Source organism: Neobacillus niacini, assembly GCF_031457145.1.
Taxonomy (GTDB): Bacteria; Bacillota; Bacilli; order Bacillales; family Cytobacillaceae; genus Neobacillus; species Neobacillus niacini_J.
On record NZ_JAVDVZ010000001.1, the window covers coordinates 65,732 to 85,940 of the forward strand.

At 37.5% G+C, this 20,209-nt stretch carries 27 protein-coding genes; 26 read left to right on the plus strand and 1 reads right to left on the minus strand.

Translation table 11 applies throughout. The features are described 5' to 3' along the window. Positions 1–2: 2 nt before the first annotated feature. From J2Y03_RS00355 to J2Y03_RS00430, 16 genes are all read left to right on the plus strand, one after another. Positions 3–497, plus strand: coding sequence for a YqhR family membrane protein (locus J2Y03_RS00355; RefSeq protein ID WP_310189756.1), 495 nt, complete (start codon positions 3–5; stop codon positions 495–497). A 95-nt stretch (positions 498–592) separates the two neighbouring features. Beyond that, entirely contained in the window at positions 593–1,654 is a 1,062-nt protein-coding gene (locus J2Y03_RS00360) for a M24 family metallopeptidase (protein WP_132088250.1), read from the plus strand. Positions 1,655–1,674: 20 nt separating this feature from the next. Further along, positions 1,675–2,235, plus strand: a complete 561-nt coding sequence (gene efp / locus J2Y03_RS00365; protein WP_132088247.1) for an elongation factor P — start codon at positions 1,675–1,677, stop codon at positions 2,233–2,235. A 169-nt stretch (positions 2,236–2,404) separates the two neighbouring features. Beyond that, entirely contained in the window at positions 2,405–2,848 is a 444-nt protein-coding gene (locus tag J2Y03_RS00370; RefSeq protein ID WP_132088244.1) for a PCYCGC motif-containing (lipo)protein, read from the plus strand. 9 nt (positions 2,849–2,857) lie between these two features. Further along, positions 2,858–3,541: a c-type cytochrome gene (locus J2Y03_RS00375; protein ID WP_310189761.1), complete on the plus strand. Its 684-nt coding sequence runs from the start codon at positions 2,858–2,860 to the stop codon at positions 3,539–3,541. Positions 3,542–3,884: 343 nt separating this feature from the next. After that, positions 3,885–4,949, plus strand: a complete 1,065-nt coding sequence (locus J2Y03_RS00380; protein ID WP_310189763.1) for a hypothetical protein — start codon at positions 3,885–3,887, stop codon at positions 4,947–4,949. Between the two features lie 13 nt (positions 4,950–4,962). Further along, a complete protein-coding gene (locus J2Y03_RS00385; protein WP_310189764.1) occupies positions 4,963–5,415 on the plus strand; it encodes a cytochrome c maturation protein CcmE in 453 nt (150 codons plus the stop codon). 28 nt (positions 5,416–5,443) lie between these two features. Next, positions 5,444–7,426: a heme lyase CcmF/NrfE family subunit gene (locus J2Y03_RS00390; RefSeq protein WP_310189767.1), complete on the plus strand. Its 1,983-nt coding sequence runs from the start codon at positions 5,444–5,446 to the stop codon at positions 7,424–7,426. A 1-nt stretch (position 7,427) separates the two neighbouring features. Next, positions 7,428–7,931, plus strand: a complete 504-nt coding sequence (locus J2Y03_RS00395) for a cytochrome c-type biogenesis protein (RefSeq protein WP_310189770.1) — start codon at positions 7,428–7,430, stop codon at positions 7,929–7,931. A gap of 12 nt (positions 7,932–7,943) precedes the next feature. Further along, positions 7,944–8,321, plus strand: a complete 378-nt coding sequence (locus J2Y03_RS00400) for a hypothetical protein (protein WP_132088226.1) — start codon at positions 7,944–7,946, stop codon at positions 8,319–8,321. Further along, positions 8,318–9,313, plus strand: a complete 996-nt coding sequence (locus J2Y03_RS00405) for a hypothetical protein (RefSeq protein WP_310189773.1) — start codon at positions 8,318–8,320, stop codon at positions 9,311–9,313. The genes J2Y03_RS00400 and J2Y03_RS00405 overlap by 4 nt, the downstream gene beginning before the upstream one ends. A 24-nt stretch (positions 9,314–9,337) precedes the next feature. After that, complete coding sequence (locus tag J2Y03_RS00410; RefSeq protein ID WP_310189776.1) at positions 9,338–10,042, plus strand: ABC transporter ATP-binding protein; 705 nt, start codon at positions 9,338–9,340, stop codon at positions 10,040–10,042. Then, on the plus strand, positions 10,042–10,716 hold the full coding sequence (locus tag J2Y03_RS00415) for a heme exporter protein CcmB (protein ID WP_310189778.1): 675 nt from the start codon (positions 10,042–10,044) through the stop codon (positions 10,714–10,716). Before J2Y03_RS00410 ends, J2Y03_RS00415 begins: the two co-directional genes overlap by 1 nt. 3 nt (positions 10,717–10,719) lie before the next feature. After that, positions 10,720–11,481 (plus strand): cytochrome c biogenesis protein, encoded by a 762-nt coding sequence (locus J2Y03_RS00420; protein ID WP_310189780.1) that lies wholly within the window; start codon positions 10,720–10,722, stop codon positions 11,479–11,481. Positions 11,482–11,493: 12 nt separating this feature from the next. Next, complete coding sequence (locus J2Y03_RS00425; RefSeq protein WP_132088212.1) at positions 11,494–11,619, plus strand: CcmD family protein; 126 nt, start codon at positions 11,494–11,496, stop codon at positions 11,617–11,619. Positions 11,620–11,641: 22 nt separating this feature from the next. After that, positions 11,642–12,151: a TlpA family protein disulfide reductase gene (locus tag J2Y03_RS00430; protein ID WP_310189784.1), complete on the plus strand. Its 510-nt coding sequence runs from the start codon at positions 11,642–11,644 to the stop codon at positions 12,149–12,151. A 47-nt stretch (positions 12,152–12,198) separates the two neighbouring features. On the opposite strand, the gene J2Y03_RS00435 is transcribed toward J2Y03_RS00430, so the two are convergent. Continuing rightward, positions 12,199–12,873, minus strand: coding sequence for an SIMPL domain-containing protein (locus tag J2Y03_RS00435; RefSeq protein WP_310189787.1), 675 nt, complete (start codon positions 12,871–12,873; stop codon positions 12,199–12,201). A 162-nt stretch (positions 12,874–13,035) separates the two neighbouring features. Here J2Y03_RS00435 and spoIIIAA point away from each other — a divergent pair, with 162 nt between their 5' ends. The 10 genes from spoIIIAA (at position 13,036) to accC (ending at position 20,208) form a co-directional block, all read left to right on the plus strand. After that, positions 13,036–13,959: a stage III sporulation protein AA gene (gene spoIIIAA, locus J2Y03_RS00440; protein WP_132088203.1), complete on the plus strand. Its 924-nt coding sequence runs from the start codon at positions 13,036–13,038 to the stop codon at positions 13,957–13,959. Beyond that, positions 13,960–14,475 (plus strand): stage III sporulation protein SpoIIIAB, encoded by a 516-nt coding sequence (gene spoIIIAB / locus J2Y03_RS00445; RefSeq protein ID WP_132088200.1) that lies wholly within the window; start codon positions 13,960–13,962, stop codon positions 14,473–14,475. 11 nt (positions 14,476–14,486) lie between these two features. Beyond that, entirely contained in the window at positions 14,487–14,690 is a 204-nt protein-coding gene (gene spoIIIAC / locus J2Y03_RS00450) for a stage III sporulation protein AC (RefSeq protein ID WP_007084610.1), read from the plus strand. A 16-nt stretch (positions 14,691–14,706) separates the two neighbouring features. Beyond that, positions 14,707–15,096 carry a stage III sporulation protein AD gene (gene spoIIIAD, locus J2Y03_RS00455; RefSeq protein WP_095247152.1) on the plus strand — a complete coding sequence of 130 codons (390 nt, stop codon included), beginning with the start codon at positions 14,707–14,709 and terminating at the stop codon, positions 15,094–15,096. Positions 15,097–15,135: 39 nt separating this feature from the next. Next, positions 15,136–16,335 (plus strand): stage III sporulation protein AE, encoded by a 1,200-nt coding sequence (spoIIIAE, locus tag J2Y03_RS00460; protein ID WP_310191267.1) that lies wholly within the window; start codon positions 15,136–15,138, stop codon positions 16,333–16,335. Positions 16,336–16,346: 11 nt separating this feature from the next. Beyond that, on the plus strand, positions 16,347–16,979 hold the full coding sequence (gene spoIIIAF / locus J2Y03_RS00465) for a stage III sporulation protein AF (RefSeq protein WP_132088197.1): 633 nt from the start codon (positions 16,347–16,349) through the stop codon (positions 16,977–16,979). Further along, a complete protein-coding gene (gene spoIIIAG, locus J2Y03_RS00470; RefSeq protein ID WP_310189793.1) occupies positions 16,969–17,622 on the plus strand; it encodes a stage III sporulation protein AG in 654 nt (217 codons plus the stop codon). Before spoIIIAF ends, spoIIIAG begins: the two co-directional genes overlap by 11 nt. A gap of 15 nt (positions 17,623–17,637) precedes the next feature. Beyond that, positions 17,638–18,192, plus strand: coding sequence for a SpoIIIAH-like family protein (locus J2Y03_RS00475; RefSeq protein ID WP_310189796.1), 555 nt, complete (start codon positions 17,638–17,640; stop codon positions 18,190–18,192). A gap of 129 nt (positions 18,193–18,321) precedes the next feature. Further along, positions 18,322–18,837, plus strand: a complete 516-nt coding sequence (accB, locus tag J2Y03_RS00480; protein ID WP_310189798.1) for an acetyl-CoA carboxylase biotin carboxyl carrier protein — start codon at positions 18,322–18,324, stop codon at positions 18,835–18,837. A gap of 15 nt (positions 18,838–18,852) precedes the next feature. Beyond that, positions 18,853–20,208, plus strand: a complete 1,356-nt coding sequence (accC, locus tag J2Y03_RS00485) for an acetyl-CoA carboxylase biotin carboxylase subunit (RefSeq protein WP_132088185.1) — start codon at positions 18,853–18,855, stop codon at positions 20,206–20,208. Position 20,209: the final 1 nt, after the last annotated feature.

Below are 20,209 nucleotides of genomic sequence, written 5' to 3' on the forward strand. Positions count from 1 at the left end.
TTATGGCTAATGAGCCAAAAAAATCAAATTACCCAAAACCAATGTCTTTTACCGCTCTAGTTTTCTGGACGGGATTATTTGGAGGACTTTTTTGGGGTACTATAGGTTTTATCGCATATTACTTCAACTTCACTGAAGTTCGTCCAAATGTCATCCTTGAACCATGGGCATTAGGGAAATGGAAAAATGAATGGTTAGGGACTGTTATTTCCATTATTTTGCTTGGTATTTTCTCCGTTGGTGCTGCATTTGTTTATTCCATCGCATTAAAAAAATTTAATGGAATATGGTTGGGATTAGGTTATGGAATAGTACTATTCCTATTGGTGTACTTAATATTGAATCCAATTTTTCCTGGAATAAAGCCATTTTTAGACCTAGGTCGAGACACGATTATTACGACAATCTGTTTATATTTGGTATATGGATTATTTATTGGTTATTCCATTAACTACGAATATGAAATCAATCATATGGAAGAAACTTCAGCCTCTTAACCTTTATTAGTCTTTAAGGAATAAGATATGGTAAAATGATTGTTGATATTACTGTTTATGGCAATATACTTTGCTGCTATAGGAGAGTGGGAGAAATGGGAAAGATAGATAAGTTACGATCAAGTTTTTCTACGTTTGGAATCGATGGTTTTTTAATTACAAGCCAATTTAACCGTCGCTATATGACAAACTTTACTGGTTCTGCTGGAGTGGTTCTCATTAGTGCTGACAAGGCACAATTTATTACCGATTTCAGATATGTAGAACAGGCTACAAATCAATGTGAAGGATATGAAATTGTTAAAATGGCAGGAACGCTTGTTGAAGAGGTTGCAAGGCAAGCAAAAAAACTTGGTATTAAAAAGCTCGGTTTTGAAGAAGATCATCTAACATTTTCTACATATAAAGCATATGAAAAAGAAGTTGAAGCAGAACTTATTCCGGTTTCGGGTGTAATTGAAAAGTTACGCTTGATTAAGACGGAAGCAGAGATTAAGATATTAAAGGTAGCAGCCGATATTGCTGACGCTGCATTTAAGCATATATTGGATTTTATTCGTCCCGGAAAAACGGAGCTTGAAGTATCCAATGAATTAGAGTTCTTTATGAGAAAGGCAGGAGCAACTTCTTCTTCTTTCGATACTATTGTTGCTTCAGGGCATCGATCTGCACTTCCTCATGGAGTGGCAAGTGATAAAGTCATTGAGTCTGGAGATTTTGTAACACTGGACTATGGGGCATATTACAACGGCTATATATCGGATATCACCAGAACAGTGGCAGTGGGAGAACCCGATCCAAAGTTAAAAGAACTTTATGACATTGTCCTTGAAGCACAATTAAGGGGAATGGCAGGAATTAAGCCAGGAATGACTGGGAAAGAAGCAGATGCATTAACCCGGGATTACATAACTGAAAAAGGATATGGTGAATACTTTGGACATTCAACCGGTCACGGTATCGGTTTAGAGGTCCATGAAGGTCCAACTCTTTCTTTCCGTTCAGATATTGTTCTCGAACCAGGAATGCTTGTTACTGTTGAACCCGGTATTTACATACCAGGCCTAGGCGGGGTTCGGATTGAGGATGATACGCTCATTACGAAAGACCTTAACGAAGCTTTGACTCATTCAACAAAAGAACTTATTATTTTGTAATAGACATAGGAGGATATAACATGAGTATTTCTGTTAATGATTTTAAAACCGGTCTAACCATTGAAGTTGATGGCGGCCTTTGGCGCGTTCTTGATTTCCAACATGTAAAACCAGGTAAGGGAGCGGCCTTCGTTCGTTCAAAGCTTCGTAACCTTCGTAATGGTGCAATTCAAGAAAAAACATTCCGTGCTGGTGAGAAAGTAGAAAAAGCACAAATTGACAATCGTAAAATGCAATATTTATATGCTAGCGGTGATCAGCATATCTTCATGGATATGGAATCATACGAGCAGGTTGAACTGCCAGCCAACAATATTGAATATGAATTAAAGTTCCTAAAAGAAAACATGGAAGTGCACATCATGATGTTTAATTATGAAACTCTTGGTGTTGAACTGCCAAACACTGTTGTATTAGAAGTTGCTGAAACGGAGCCAGGAATAAAAGGTGATACCTCTTCTGGCGGCACTAAGTCAGCAACCCTTGAAACAGGACTACATGTTCAAGTTCCGTTCTTCATTAACCAAGGCGATAAACTAATAATTAATACTACAGAAGCTTCGTACGTTTCACGTGCATAATTTACAAGCCTTAGTCCTTAATTGGACCAAGGCTATTTTTTTTGCAATTCTTTTTCGATTGCAAAGTTTTAAAACTTCACTAAATAGTAATAATTAGCTGATTCAGGTCAGAACTTAGTTTGCTAAAATTAAAATGAAATTACATTACAAACGAAGGGGTGACATATAAGTGAAAAAAGTCTATACACTAATGTTCTTTAGTATCCTATTAGTGATAATTGCAGTCGGTTGCAGCTCGAATAAAGAAAAATTAACTCTTGATAAGAAACATAGTGCATTACCTGATTATGTTTTGAACACATCTGAAAAAATTGAAGAGACATATACAATGGCGGCAACCTATCCCGAGGTTTTAGCTAGTGTTCCATGTTTTTGCGGTTGTGGAATGATTGGGCATGAAAGTAATCTTGATTGCTTCGTAGGGCAATTTGGAGATGAAAATGCGGTTACCGAGTGGTCCGATCACGGTGTATCATGTGATGTTTGTGTGGACATCGCACAGGACGCAGTAGAAATGCACCAAGACGGTAAAAGCCTTAAGAAAATCAATGATTTAATTATTAAAAAATATGAAGATTATGGAGAGGCAACGCAAACTCCTGAACCTAAGTAAGGGACAGCCATGAAAAAAATATTATATGGCCTCTATATACTTATTATAATTGGAATTATCGTTTGTCTTATTAATAGTGATATTTTTAATAAAAAGGAATCCGAAGCTATTTTTGCAGGAGAAAAAGTCTATAAAAAACAATGTTTGATTTGTCATGGTGAAACTGGAAAAGGTGAAGGACCGAATGCAGGAACAGCTATTAACAATCAAAACTATCTAAATACTGTTTCAAATAAGGATATTTACAATAGTATTAAATATGGTAGAAATGGTACAGGTATGCCAGCTTATGAAGAACGAATATCAGAAAACGATTTGAAAAATCTAGTGGCATTCATTAGAGATTGGCAGACTGAAGAAATTAAGTTTGATGTTCCCAAAGTAATAGCTGGGGATCCTGTAGCAGGTGAAAAACTTTACAATTTAAAATGTCTAAATTGTCACGGTGAAGCAGGAGTAGGTAAATTAAAAATGGGGCCTGCCATTTCTAATTCAGAGTATCTTAAATATACCAGTGATAAGCAAATATGGATTAGTGCAGCTTACGGACGTGAAAATACTTCTATGGGTCCGTCTTTAAAGGGCTTAGATGGTGTACGGCAGCTTAAAAAAGAAGAAATCACAGATATTGTTAGCTATCTACGTTCCGTTAAGGTACAAGAAGAAAGTCGAACGGATTATCTTAAACCTTGAATTCAATGAATGAATTCAAGGTTTTTTTATTGTTTTATACGGAGTTGCCATAGAAATAGTCTGATTGTGAGGAATTTAACAAAACGTTCATTTTCAAACCATCTAGGTATATAGGTTAGGGTTTATAGTACTAGTTGGGATATTAAAAAACAGGAGGATATTATTGATAGATAGGTAAATGTGAACATTATGTGGTCATTTTTTGACGAAACCGTAACGTTTTATCTCCTTTTACAAAATGTTCAAATGTGAATCAACTATACATAGGTGATTAATATTATATTTATTTCAAAGAGGGCTATAGTGAAAAATTGCTTTTTATTGGAGCTCAAGGAGGATCAATATGCTTAAAAAAAGGTTATTCGCTTTATTTGTTATCATGTCATTTTTAGTAAGTTTTATCGTTCCAAATGCATATGCAGAGACAACCTTTCAACCAGAAAAGTTTCCGTATACGGATATGCAAATCCAGATTATGCCTGAGTTTGACTATCCTGAAAACTGGCCAAAAGACACACCTTCATTACTTATCGGACAGTATGGCACTTTTACTAACAAAAGTGGGCAGGATTTTGATGGGAAAATTGAAATTGAAGTACCTGCAAATGAAAAAGGTTTCCAAGCTTACTTAGTTGCAGAATTTCCTGAAGACAATAAGCCTGAAGTACAGCGCCCATTTGATGTAGATAAAGAAAAGGGAATTATCTCCTGGAAACCGTCCAAACCAATAAAGAAAGATGAATCGTATAGATTCGTAGTTGAGTATTATACCAGCTCAGTGGAAGTAAAAGATGATAGAAGCTTTACTTTTGAATACAGTAACACAGCTGAAATTGGCACATTTGATGTAATCTTCTATGCCCCAATGGATGCAAAGGAAATCAAATTAGAGCCAAAGGCTCCAAACAATACGAAGAGTGAGTATGGGGAGGAACTTTTCTACTACCAATACAAAGATGTGAAAGTAGGAGAAAACTATACATATTCATTTTCCTATCAAAAAGATGGTTTTAAATCAACTTTAGACGCCATTAATGAGAAACAACCCCCTAATGACGAAAACCATACAGGTGTTGAAGGAACTGCAACAGATCAAATTACCGGGGGATCAAGTAGCCCAGGTAGCTCGGGCTCAGATCGACCACTGATTGGAATTGGCGGTGCAAGCGTAATTGGAATTGCAATCATCATTGCTGGTGTGTTTGTATACTTAGGGTTAAAAGGAAAGTCATATTCTGCACCTAGAGCTTCAAGTTCCAAAGCAACAAACCATCACCCAAAAAAGCAAACAGTAAAAAAAGAAAACAAGTCAATCAGTGTTGATGATAAGAAAGAACTGCGTAAGAAACTTCTAAATGGAAAGATTGACCAAGAAACATACGATGAGGAAATGAAAAAATTAATTTAACGGGGTGAATAGTATGAAAAAGAACACAATCGTCATGCTTGGCGGATTTATTATTGCTGGGGCTATTGTTTTCTTACTAATGGCTGCTACACCAGGATCTAGCGGTATTGAATTAACGATGAAAGAGCTTTTAGCGAATCAAGAAAAACATAAAGATGATTTTGTAACAGTTGAAGGTCTACTAATCGATGAATCTATTAAATGGAACCCAGATAAAATCGAGTTGAAATTTGATTTAAAAGATAATGAAGGTAATTTAATGCATGTCATCCATAACGGCACAAGACCTGATAACTTCTCAGAAGGTGTTATTGTTATCCTGCAGGGCGCACCTACAAAGAAAGATACCTTTGTTGCAGAAACGGTTAAAACAAGATGTCCTTCTAAATATGAGGGTGAAGATGTTGAAAACTATGATCCCGAAGCACATAAAAAATTATTAGATCAGCCACCAACGCAAAACTGATACGGCAAAATAATAAGAAGGTGACGATATGTATTTATTTGCTAACGCAACAATATATGTAGGCTTAGCGCTTGCAATATACTCTCTCCTTATCATTACATTAGGGATTAGTACAAAGAACCAAAAATTAATCAACAGTGGAAAAGGCGGAGTAATTGCAATCTTAGTCTGTGCTTCGATGGCTATGCTCTCATTATTCTACTTACTAGCAACCTCACAATTTCAATATGAATACGTTACAGATTATACGAGCAGTGAGCTTCCTATTATTTATAAGCTTACAGCATTATGGGCTGGGAATTCAGGTTCCTTGTTATTATGGACTTTCTTCTTAGTTCTTTACACGGTAATGATTGCCTTCTCTAGAAAAATGAGAGGAAATCCAATGGTTCCATATATTTCCGCGATTCTATTGGGGAATATTGTATTCTTCTTTCTGATCCTTGGATTCGTTGCTAAACCTTTCATTTTATTGGATCAAGTTCCGATTGAAGGTCATGGTTTGAACCCAATGCTGCAAAATCCGGGTATGATTATACATCCTGTTACACTCTACCTTGGATATGTAGGGCTCGCTATCCCATTTGCATTTGCAATGGCTGCGCTATTATTGAAAAATGTGGATGATTTCTGGATAAAAATGACTAGACGCTGGACGATAATTGCCTGGTTGTTTTTAAGTCTTGGTAATATCTTCGGCGGGCAATGGGCTTATGTGGAGCTAGGCTGGGGTGGTTACTGGGCATGGGATCCGGTAGAAAATGCCTCCTTTATGCCTTGGTTAACGGCAACTGCGTTCTTACACTCGGTCATGATCCAAGAACGTAAAAACATGTTGAAGATTTGGAACATAAGCTTGATCATTACTTCTTATGCTTTAACATTATTCGGAACCTTCCTAGTACGAAGCGGTGTATTAACATCTGTTCACGCATTCGCTAATTCAAACTTAGGATTATATTTCCTGATTTTCATGGGCGTTGCTGTAATCGGAGCCCTGTATGTGTTAATGAGTCGTTACAGTCTCCTAAAGCGAAGCGCAGGAGAATTCAATTCTTATATATCAAAGGAAAGCAGCTTCTTAATAAATAACCTATTGTTAGTAGGAGCAGCTTTTGGTGTATTTTGGGGAACAGTTTTCCCATTAGTATCTGAAGCTGTACGGGGTACAAAGGTTACAGTGGGTATGCCGTTCTTTAATACAGTTCAAGCTCCTATTTTATTATCGATGATGTTTGTAATGGCTGTATGTCCATTACTTGCATGGCAAAGGTCATCATTAAAGAATTTAAAGAAAAACTTCTTAATACCAGCAATCCTTGCAGTTGTTGCAATGGCTTTAATGGTTGTTCTCGGTATACAAAAAGCCTGGGCAGTAATTGGCTTTGGCGTAATCGTTCTACTATTTATCACACACTTCCTAGAGTTTTACCGAGGTGTCAAAGCACGTAGAAAAATGACGAAGGAAAAAGTTTATCTTTCTCTATATCGATTAATGACTAAAAACCGTCGCCGGTATGGCGGGTACATGGTTCATATTGGGATAGCGTTTATTGCAATGGGAATTATCGGTTCACAAAACTATGATGTGCAAACGATGAAAACTGTGAATCTAGGAGATTCCATTGAAGTCAAGGATTATCGTATTAATTACGAGCGTCTTGATCAAAAAAGGGAAGGTATTAATGATATCGTATACGCTGAAATGACCGTTTTCAAGAATGGAAAACGAATTGGAAACATTATGCCTGAAAAAGTATTTTACGGAAACTGGGATCAGCCTTCATCGGAAGTTGGCCTAATCTCATCCTTAAAAGAAGATCTATATGTTGTATTAAGTGATTGGGAAGATGATGGCAAAGCAACCTTTATTGTAAAAGTTAACCCAATGATCGCATGGCTATGGATTGGTTCATTCATGATTGTAATTGGTTCTCTATTTGCAGTTTGGAATGGAAAATATCAAAATATTACTCCACGATACACAGGAGTACGCAAAGAGGTGTCTTAATGTGAAAAATAAAATTTATATTGGACTCCTTCTGATTGCATTTATTTTTCAAGCTTCCATCGTTCGAGTAGGTGCTGAGGAATTTGATTACAAATCTAAAGAATTCGAAGCAGCTGCGTCACAATTTATGTGTACATGCGGCTGTGGACAGGATCACTTTGAGTGTGACCCAAAGACTTGTAATCTTACCATTGGCTTTAAGGAAGACATCGTTGAAATGATGAACAAGGGCTGGAATAAGGACAAAATTCGTGAATACTACGTTAATATTTACGGTGAAGAAATTTTAACAGCTCCTGAAAAAAGCGGGTTCAGTTTAGTTGCTTGGGTACTGCCTTTTGTAGTTTTAGGAATTGCAGGGGTAGCGATATTCTTCATCATTCGTAAATGGGTGAAGAAAAAGGGAACAGATGAAGGAGCCCTTGACAACGATATCGATAAGGATGAAGTAGAAGAGGAAATCCTTACATCTATGATTGAAGAAGAACGCAAAAAGTACCTTTAGGATGTGAACATAATGCAAGAAATCTCTATCATATCAATGATATTTACTGCAGCTCTTGTGCTAATCTGTTTATTTCTAGTGCTGGCACCATTCTTTTCGTTTGATTCATATTTAAGTTTCGCGAATAAGGATCAAGATTCAGCATCTAACAAAGAAGTGCTTTTATCCACTCTTAACGAATTAGAATTTGAATACAAGATGGATAAAATCTCCCACGTGGATTATAAAAATCTTAAGAAACAATATGAATCTCAAGTTGTCAGTATCATGAAGGATGAAGAAGAGCAAATGACTTCTCAGGCAGCTGATAAGGATTTAATGGCTGAAATCGAAAGTGAAATCGAAGCTACCATGAATAATTATAAAAATAAAAAGGGGGAAGGAAAGTGATCAAGAAAGTCACAGTATTCCTCCTCGGGCTGCTGCTGCTTATTCCGCTAAACGGAATGGCAGCTGCAGAATCACCGATATCAGTTGATATGCATTATCTAGTCGTTAGCCCCACTGAAGATGGTTCAACTAATATGATGAATATGGTGAACTTCACAAATACCACTTCAGAGGAATATAAAGGCGACGGCACGGGTGAAGCAGTATTGAATGTCACTATACCCACGGGAGCAACAGGATTTTCTTTTTTAGATAACAAAACAGCTCAAAAACAAGTAGATACAGGATTTATCACAACGGATCCTATCCCAGCTAATCAGACAGTAGTTCTGCCTTACAGCTATCGAATGGTAAAGGGCGAAGAAATTAATTTAAGCTTCGAATATCCTGTACAGGCAATGCAAATTCTTGTTCCAGAGGGAATGGGAAGTATTGAATTTAAAAATGTTACTGCTACTAATCAAGGTCTATTCAAAATGGACGATCAAAATTATCAGGGTTACAGCGTTGAGGGCATTCAAGCCAAACAATCCTTTACAATGATTTATGACAAAGATAAACAGCCTGCAGCGAGTGAAACCCAAGGTTCTTCAGAACTAGGAGCAGGAGAAGCGAACACAAACGTAACAAAAACAGCTCCTGCGTTTCATAATCCTGGCCATCTTAGGATGTGGGCACAATCCCCTTTGAAAACCTTTGATCCGCATGTTTTCATAATTGTTATGGCAGCCATTATAATCGCTGCATTGTCCTACTTTGGTTATTTTAGAATGAAGGCTAGGGCAGAAGAAAAGAGAATTGGCGCAGACAAGGAAGAAAGTGCATTTAAAAATCTAATGGCGAAGCAAAAAGCAATAATGGATAAAATCCTCGAATTAGAAGAAAACTTCGGTGATGGAAATATGTCAGAAGAGGATTATCAAGCCAAATTGGCAGCTTATAAGCAGCATTTAGTACAAGTAAAAATTAATTTACGCCAATTTGTAGAGTAACAGTCGGAATGCGAGGGATACTTGATGATTGAAATAAAAAAGCTTACAAAGCAAGCCGACAATAAGTTAATCCTACGAGGTGTAGACCTATCAATAAAACAAGGTGAAACGGTGGCTATCCTTGGTCCAAATGGTGCAGGAAAGAGTACTCTGCTAAAAGTGATAGCAACATTAATTAAGCCTACATCGGGACTTGTAAAGATTAACGGATTGGATTTGAAAAAGGAACATATTGAAGTGAAAAAATTGTTCGGTTACTTACCTCATTCCAGCTTGCTTTATGATCACTATACTCCTTTAGAAAACCTTATTTTCTTTGGGAATTTATACGGTGTCAAGGATGTTGAAAATATAGCAAGGCAACTTGTAAAAGAAGTGGGTCTCTCATTCTTTATCAATGAACCTGTAAAGAATTTCTCTCGTGGGATGATCCAGAGGATTGCGATAGCAAGAGCCATTATCCATGATCCAAAAATTATGCTGCTAGATGAACCACATACAGGCTTGGATCAAGGTGCCATTAATATCCTAAATAATGTTGTACTTTCTATGAAAGAGAAGGGTTGTACAACATTAATGGTCACACATGATTTTAAACAGGCAGCAGAAATATGTGATCGAATTATCATTTTGAAAAACGGCAAGATTGCAGATGATTTTAAAATCAACAATCGTTCATTGGCTTTAGTTACAGAAAAATACCAGGTTTTAGTGGAGGGAGTATCGTAATGTTAAGAGCAGCCCTCACAATTGCCAAAAAAGATATCTATTCAGAAATAAGAACGAAGCAAGTTTTGGGGACGATGATCATTTTTGCTGGTTTAGTTATTTTAGTACTTAGCTTTGCATTTGACCCAGCAAACAATACGACAAAAGCAGTTATTCCTGGCGCTGTCTGGATCATCATCGTTTTTTCAGGAATTTTGGGCCTTAACCGTTCTTTAGTGTCAGAACAGCGAAATGATACTATGCATGGTTTATTGGTTGCTCCAATGGATGCATCCAGTATTTATTTAGGCAAGTTCATGGCAAATTTCTCGATGATATTAATAGTAGAAATTGTTGCTATACCGTTTCTGTTTCTGTTATTTGATTTTAAAATGACTGGAAGTATTTTATATTTCATTTTAGTGCTTTTTGTTGGTAGTTTCGGCTTCGTCGCCATTGGAACCTTTTTGGCTGCACTTGCTTCCAATTCAAAGAGCAGTGAAATGTTATTACCACTTTTGCTTTTCCCAATGACAAGCCCTGTCTTAATTGGTGTTACGCAAGCGACCAAAATTATCTTAACAAATATGGAGAAATTACCGAATGCTATTGCTTGGATGCAATTGGTTGCAGCCTATGACGTAATCTTTTTTGTTCTTTGTTTTATCCTAATTGAGTATGTCCTGGAGGTTTAAAAAATGAGTATGAATCTCGAAAGAGAAACAGCAATCCTTCCCATAGAAGAGGTAGTCCAGATAAAAACATCAATGCTTACGAAAGTTTTATACGCAGGAATGGTAGTATCCATGTTAGCAGCATTTTACTTTATTTTTATGTATGCAGAAGTTGAAAAGACAATGGGTGTCGTACAAAAGATATTTTATATGCATGTTCCATCAGCATGGGTAGCCTTTTTAGCATTCTTCGTGACATTTGTTTTCAGTATCTTATTTTTGATAAAGCGCAAACGAATTTTTGACACATACGCCTATGTATCTGCAGAAATCGGGGTAGTTTTTACTGCTATCGTTTTAACAACAGGTCCAATCTGGGCAAAGTCTTCTTGGAATACGTGGTGGGCATGGGAACCACGCTTAACCACAACCTTGATTCTGTTCTTCCTTTTTATGGCTTATCTAATGGTTCGCCAGATGGATGGAGTTTGGGATAAAAAAGCAAGACTAGCTGCTGTATTTGGGATTATCGGGTTTGCAGATGTTCCTATCGTATTCTTTGCGATTCGTTGGTGGCAGTCAAAATTCCATCCAATTGTATTTGGGGATGGTCCTTCACAACAAGGCGGAGGAATTGCACCTAGTATGCTCGTTGCCTTGCTGGTTACAATTGCGGCATTTACCTTCCTTTACGCTTACCTTCTTCATAAGGGAGTTTCATTTGAAAATATGAAAATCAAAGTAGGTCACTTCAAAGAAAAATTACGTGAAAGATTAGAAAACTAGGAGGAATTTAGTATGGGATTCATGTATGCAGCATATTCAGTCGTTTGGATAATCATTTTTGGTTATATGCTTCTTATCGGAAAGCGTCATAACAGCCTTAAGAAAGATATTGAATTCTTAAAACAACTGGATAAATAAGTGGTTGTCAGGAGGAAACACAATGAGCAGACGGGTCATTAACTTACTCGTATTGTTTCTATTGATAGGAATGTTTGGTTTTTTTGGATATAGTTTAGCAAGTAAAGGTGACAATACTGATGTTGGAGATCAAGCCTATAATTTTGAACTGCCTAACTTAGATGGAACCAATACAAAGCTCTCTGATTACAAAGGTGAAGTAATTATCTTGAATTATTTTGCATCGTGGTGTAAACCATGTGTAGATGAAGCTCCAGAGCTTGAAGCATTTGCAAAAGATTATGGTGATCAATACAGATTAATCATGATTAACAAGGGTGAGACAAAAGACCGCGTTAAAAAATTCCTTGAAAAATATAATACACCTGCCGTTTATGTATTTGATTACAATTCTAAAGTTGCAAAAAAATATAATGTAACGGGGCAGCCTGAAACCTTCGTCATCGATAGACAAGGCGTAATAAGAGAGCACTACAATGGACCCTTAACATCCGCACAACTTTACGGAATGGTTAAGAAATACGATCAATAAAAAATGAAAAAGGATTGAAGCCACTCATCATGGTTCAATCCTTTTTTTTATCCATTTATTGAGCTATATCTATACTCTGTTGAAACACTTGCTCGGATAAGGAGCTGGCCCGGTTGAATTGGTGTGGAGCTAACCCCTTTAGCAAACGCAACGTGCTGGCTCTCAAAGGGCTGGATAGTGTCTCCGCGTTCCACCACGAGAATAGGTGTAGGATTTAATGTCACTTGTATAGTATTGGCAATGGTTTTCGCCTTGTTGCTTGCATTATTTAAAGCCATGGCTAGTGCTTGTTGGTAATAAGCTTCCTTGTACTTTGATGTGAAAAGAACATTAGCAACATAGTTGGCTCCGTTTTCAACTCCTGTATCTACTACCTTTCCAATAATAGATAAATCATCTATTTTCACCTGCAAAATATGTGTTATTTTATAGCCTCGGAAAATTTGTTGTCCAGAAGAATAATCATATTCTGGTTCAATCCGATATTCAACCGTCTGTATCTGATTTTTATCAATCCCTAAGGCAATAAGAGCATTAATTACTTTGTTCGCAATGATTGAATTCTGCTGCTGTGCCTCCATCAATTCTTTACTTTCCGTCACAACTCCAAGATTAACTGTTGCTGTATCAGGCTGAACAGCAATTTCCCCTTCACCATACACTTTTATTATATTATTCCTCTTCGTCAGGTTATTCCGGTCTCCAGCATTCGGCATGTACATGAATTTTTCCTCCTTACTTTTTACTCTTTATTTCATTCTACTAACTCTCTTAGAAAAATAGAATATAAGAGAATATTAAAAGAATTGAAATTTTCAAAGTCATATTGCGTATCGAAAGGCATACATTTTAAATAATGAGACAAGCAACAAGGAGGAATGAATGTGGAAAAGATCCTAAAATTCTTACCAAAAAACATTGCAGATCTAATCAGTAAAATCCCTCCTAATCAAAAAGAAGAATTGGAAGAAATCCGAATTCGCATCGACCGCCCAATTGAAATTACGATGAAAGGAGCCCCAAGGTTTCTATCGTACATTATAAGGCAGGAAGATGCTTTCCATTTAATGAATAAGATTAGCCAATTCTCCATATATACACTCGAGGAAGAATTGAAGCGGGGGTATATCACTGTTTCAGGAGGACATCGAATTGGACTTGCAGGAAAGGTAATCCTTGAAGAAGGAAAGGTAAAAGCGATAAGGGATATTTCTTCTTTTAATATCCGGATTGCCAAGGAAAAGATCGGAATTGGAGAAAAGATTACACCGTTTATTTTCAATGGTTCTTGGATGCATACCATGATTGTTGGACCACCACAAACAGGGAAAACAACACTATTACGGGATATTGCCAGAATTATTTCCACTGGAAATCATGAAAAAGGCATTCAAGCATATAAGGTAGGAATCGTAGATGAACGTTCCGAAATAGCAGGATGTGTAAATGGGATTCCTCAAATGTCGTTCGGGCACCGTCTAGACGTGCTCGATGCCTGTCCAAAAGCTGAGGGGATGATGATGATGATCCGTTCAATGAGTCCAGATGTGTTAGTAGTTGACGAAATCGGCCGAAGGGAAGACGCAGTAGCAATTCAAGAAGCTGTCCACGCCGGTATAAAACTAGTCATGACTACTCATGGGGCAAGTTTGGGAGAAGTTAGGAACAGACCTTCATTAATGAACATAATAGACCAAAAAATATTCCAACGATATATTATCCTAAACAGGTCTCAAGGACCAGGAACGATTACACATATTTTGGATAGCACGGGAAAAGAACTGAGTCAAAAAGTGAGAGTGACATAAATGATTAAATTACTTGGAGCCATTTTTATTATTCTCGCTACCACATGGACAGGATTTGAATCCGCCAAACACTTAAGTGAGCGTCCTAAACAGCTTAGGCAATTAAAATCTGCACTTCAATCGCTTGAAGCAGAAATTATGTACGGGCATACACCTCTTCATGAAGCTGCAAGAAGATTAGCGGCACAATTACCAAAGCCATTATCATCATTCTTTGAGGGTTTCGCAAAGAAACTGACAGATACTGAAACAACTGTAAAGGATGCCTGGGAAGACAGCTTGAAGGAGGTTTGGAAGCAGACAGCCTTTAAACAAGGTGAATTTGAGATTATGAAGCAATTTGGTGAAACCCTGGGTCGGCACGATCGCTTTTCCCAGCAAAAACATATTATGCTAACTCTTTCCCATCTAGAAAGAGAGGAAGCAGATGCAATTGATAAACAAGCAAAATATGAAAAAATGGTAAAGAGTTTAGGGTTCTTTTCAGGATTATTACTGATTATTTTATTAATTTAGGGGGAAAAGCAATGGGCTTAGAGGTAGATATTATTTTTAAAATTGCCGGAGTGGGAATCGTCGTTGCGTTTTTGCATACAGTGCTGGATCAGGTTGGGAAAAAGGAATATGCCCAGTGGGTTACTTTATTCGGTTTTATCTATATATTGTTCCAAGTCGCGTCGATTGTGGATGACCTCTTCCAAAAAATAAAATCAGTCTTCTTGTTTCAATAGAAAGGAGGGCTTCGCCATTGAAATTATTAAAATAGTTGGAGTGGCACTTGTCGCAACCTTTCTTGCATTAATCATAAAAGAGCAAAAACCTAATTTTGCCTTCCTCTTAATTGTATTTGTAGGCTGCAGCATCTTCCTTTTTTTAGTCGATAAAATCTATGAAATTATTCATATGCTTGAAAAGCTCGCAGTGAATGCAAATGTGAACCTTGTTTATGTAGAGACAATCCTAAAAATTATTGGAATTGCCTATATTGCCGAGTTTGCATCTCAAATAACCAAGGATGCAGGGCAGGGTGCTGTGGCTTCTAAAATTGAACTTGCTGGAAAAGTGTTAATTCTTGCGATGGCCATTCCGATTTTAACCGTTATGATTGAAACAATAATCAAGCTGATTCCAAGCTAGTAAGGTCATTTTCGTTTGAACAATAAGAGGTGAAAAATGATGAAGCAAAGGCTGCAGATTATTCCCATTATGATTCTATTATTTTTGTTATTTACTTCGACAAGTGTACAAGCTAACGAAGAAGAGAATGTTGTTCAGGCACCTCTTTCACCACAGGAATTAGTTGACGCGCAGCTTAAAAATATGGATTTAACAGAGCTTAAACAATATTGGGAGGATATCCAAACGAAATACGGCGGCTTCCTCCCAGAAAGCCAAAAAGGGAGTTTGTATGATTTTGTCAAGGGAGATAAGACATTCTCCTTCAAGGGATGGACACAAGGGATACTAAAGTTCTTATTTCATGAATTTGTTGTAAATGGTAAATTGCTTGGTTCATTAATCCTTCTTACGATATTTAGTATGTTTCTCCAATCGATGCAAAATGCGTTTGAAAGCAGCACGATAAGTAAAGTTGCCTATTCAATTGTTTATATGGTTCTAGTAATTCTTGCACTTAATAGTTTCCATGTGGTCATAGAATATACTAATGAGGCGATTGGCAGCATGATATCCTTTGTCCTTGCCCTTATTCCTCTTTTGTTAGCGTTAATCGCTTCTTCTGGTGGAATTATCTCAGCCGCTTTCTTCCATCCAGTCATTTTGTTTTTAATGAATATCAGTGGGATGTTTATGCAATTTGTCATTCTCCCGCTGCTCTTCCTAGCCACTCTGTTGAGTATTGTAAGTACGATGTCAGACCAGTATAAGGTAACACAGCTGGCCCAGCTGATAAGAAATTGGAGCATAGGGTTAATGGGTCTTTTCTTGACAGTTTTTCTTGGGGTTATTTCTGTACAAGGGGCTTCTACAGCGATAACAGATGGAGTAGCGATCCGCACAGCGAAATTCGTTACAGGTAACTTTATCCCTGTAATTGGGAGAATATTTACGGACGCCGCGGACACAGTAGTCAGTGCCTCTGGATTATTGAAAAATTCTGTTGGTATTGCAGGTGTAGCTATCCTACTAATTATCGTTGCTTTCCCCGCTATTAAAATCTTAATGATTGCCTTTATTTATAAATTTGCAGCGGCCGTTTTACAGCCCTTAGGCGGGGGTCCGGTTATTAAATGCTTAGATATTATCAGCAAAAGTGTCATTTATGTATTTGCTGCATTGGGTATTGTCTCTCTCATGTTCTTTTTAAGTATTACAGTAATTGTCGCAGCTGGGAATCTAACGATGATGATGAGATAGGGGAGAACTTTATGGAGTTTTTAATTGAATGGGTAACCAATATTATTCTTTTTATCCTCTTGGCAACCGTTATAGATATGCTGCTTCCAAATACTAGTATGCAGAAATATACAAAAATGGTTACAGGGCTTCTGCTGATTGCCATCATTTTGACACCTATTTTTAAGTTAATTTCAAAGGATTTTGAAACAGCAATGGCTCAAATCCCAACATTTCAAGGTCCAGGAGAAAAAAATATGGAAAATTTAATAGAATTGCAAAAAAAAGAAATACAAGCATCCAATCATGCATATATTTTAGAAACGATGGCTGTCCAGCTTGAAAAGGGAGTAGAAGAGGAGTTGATGGAACAATTTAATTTGGAAATTGCAAAAATAGAACTAACAACCAAGGATGATAGTCAAGAGTCATTCCCTGAAAACCTTGAAATGGTTACAGTTCGCCTGAAGCAGCCAGAAACAACTGTTACGACAGTCGAAGCTATACAACCAGTAAGTATTACTACAGAAACGCCTCTTCCATCTAAGGATCCAACAGAGGAATCTGAAAAAATCGCCGCATTTCTTTCGCAGCAATGGAATGTAACTGAAAAAGCCATTGAAGTCTCGGTTGAAGGGGGGAAGAATAAACTGAATGGAAAATAATAATAAAGGGCCATTTTCATGGCTTAAAAACATTGTTTCAAAGGGAGAGAGTTCGGATAAAAAGGCAGGAAAATATCAATATATGATTCTAGTTCTTTGTATCGGTGCTGCCTTCATGATTGTCGGCAATGTAATATTTTCTGACAAAACAACTCCGGTTGATAGTCAGGCAGTCAATAGCAGTCAAGGTCAAACTGAAGATGTGGAGACATTTAGTCTTAAAAAGGATTCGAACAATAAGACTATCTCAGGCTATGAAGAATCATATGAGAAAGAGCTGACGAAGGCACTTGAAGAAATGCTGGGTGTAGACGATGTAACGGTAGTAGTGAACATTGATTCCACCGATAAGCAAGTGCTTGAGAAAAACAAAGTAACAAAATCACAAACAACGGAAGAAAAGGACAACGAGGGTGGGGAGCGAAAAGTTCAAGATACTTCAACAGATGAGCAAGTAGTCATCATTCGTAATGGGGAGAAAGAAGTTCCCATTATTGTTGGAGAGATTAAACCGGAAATTCGCGGCGTACTGGTAGTTGCTAAAGGTGCAGAAAATATTCAAGTTAAAAAATGGATTATTGAGGCAGTAACAAGATCGCTTGATGTGCCAAGCCATCGCGTTGCCGTTATGCCTAAAAAATAAAAGGGGGATTTACAAATGCTATTGAAAAAACAAACTGTTTGGTTATTAACAATGTTAAGTTTGGTGGTTGTATTATCGGTTTATTACATTACTTCACCTGAACAAAAAAGCAATGAACTTGCTACAGTGAAGCAAGAAGAGAAATCTGACCAAAAGGAAACGAAAACAGAAGCTGAAGCCAAAGAGGGAGATACTATTATTTCTCAGGTTGCTGGCGATGAAGAATTTGAAGCACTTCGTTTGAAGCTTCAAGATGATCGCAGCGAATTAAAGGAACAATTAAACACAGTTGTGGCAACCACTGACCTGCCTGCTAGTGAAAGAAGCGAAGCAGTTGACCAAATGAAAAAATTAAATGATATTGCCCAAAAGGAACAAATGCTTGAAACATTAATTAAAGCTAGAGATTATGAGGATGTCCTCGTTAGAGCAGATGGTTCAACAGTCAAAATTATTGTAAAGTCTAAAAAGGAATCTTCCAAATCAGAAGCCAATGCCATTATTCAAATGGTAAAGAAAGAAATTGGTGAAACTAATTTTGTTGCTGTAGAATTCCAACCTACTAAATAAGTCTAAAAAAGGAAAGCCCGCCGGCTTTCCTTTTTTAGCTGAACGAGAAGAAGCATATTGAACTTTAACAAGGTATTAGCGTATAGTATTAATAGATAGTCTTAATCTAATGGACAAGGAGTGTTCAGATTGTTAAAAGTACAAGAAATTCGTGAGTTAATTAAATTAGTTGACCAATCCTGCATTGATGAATTCGTATATGAAAATGAAGGTTCAAAAATCAAAATGAAAAAAAATACCGGAACAACTGTAGCTACCATACAAACCGTACCACAAGTAGCGGCACAGGCAGCTCCTATGATTCAACCAGCAGCACCAGTAGCCGTAACAGCGGCAGCACCTGTTCAAGAAGCAGCACCGACGGCAGCAGAAAATACCGTAGCAAGTCAAACCGATACTTCAAATTTACACAAAATTACTTCTCCTATGGTTGGGACATTTTATGCTTCACCAACACCAGAAGCAGATGTATACGTAAAAGCCGGATCTGTTGTTTCGAAAGATTCTATTGTATGTATTGTTGAAGCAATGAAATTATTTAATGAAATTGAAGCAGAAGTTAATGGTGAAATCGTTGAAATTCTTGCAAAGAATGGTCAATTAGTAGAATACGGACAGCCATTATTTTTAGTAAAACCGGAATAAGGAGCGGGTAACAGGATGATAAAGAAACTGTTAATTGCAAACAGAGGAGAAATTGCGGTCAGAATTATTCGCGCATGTAGAGAAATGGGAATAGAATCTGTTGCCGTTTTCTCCGAAGCAGACCGTGAAGCTCTTCATGTACAACTTGCAGACGAAGCCTATTGTATAGGACCGATATTATCAAAAGATAGTTATTTAAATGTAACCAATATTATAAGTGTGGCAAAATTAACAGGTTGTGAAGCGATACACCCTGGCTATGGATTCCTAGCCGAAAATGCAGATTTTGCTGAACTATGCCGTGAATGTAATATTACCTTCGTCGGACCAAGTCCTGAAGCGATTACAAAAATGGGAACAAAGGATATTGCCAGAGAAACCATGCGCGAAGCAGGTGTTCCGATTGTGCCAGGTTCAACAGGTATCATAAACGATATCGATGAGGCGCTTGAGCTAGTTAAAGAGATACAATACCCCGTAATCATTAAAGCGACAGCTGGCGGAGGCGGAAAAGGTATCCGCGTGGCAAAAAATGAACAAGAACTAATTAAGGGGATAAGTATTACCCAGCAGGAGGCTTTAACTGCTTTTGGTAATCCTGGTGTGTACATAGAGAAGTATATTGAGGATTTCCGCCATGTCGAAATTCAAATACTTGCTGACACCTATGGAAACACAATCCATCTGGGGGAAAGAGACTGTTCGATTCAACGGAGACTTCAAAAGCTCTTAGAAGAGACACCTTCACCAGCATTAGATGGAGAAATTCGCACAGAAATGGGAAATGCGGCAGTTAAAGCAGCAAAAGCAGTTGATTATTCAGGTGCAGGAACGGTAGAATTTATATATGACTACCGCAATCGTAAATATTATTTTATGGAAATGAACACAAGGATACAGGTGGAGCACCCTGTAACTGAATTGGTCACAGGAATCGATCTAATTAAGGAGCAAATCAGAGTTGCTTCTGGAGAAAAACTATCGGTAAATCAGCAAGAAGTTACCTTTACAGGCTGGGCGATTGAGTGCCGAATCAATGCTGAGAATCCGGAAAAGAACTTCATGCCTTCAGCAGGGAAGATTAATATGTATTTGCCTCCTGGCGGCTTCGGAGTTCGAATTGATTCAGCTGCATACCCAGGTTATACCATTCCACCGTATTATGATTCCATGATTGCGAAAGTCATCACATATGGTAGTAGCAGGGAAGAAGCAATCTCACGAATGAAACGTGCACTCAGTGAATTTGTGATTGAGGGTGTTCATACCACTATCCCATTCCATTTGAAATTGCTGGAGCATGATGCATTTGTAGAGGGACAATTCAATACGAAGTTTCTTGAGTTACATGATGTGATGAAGTCTAGCTAAA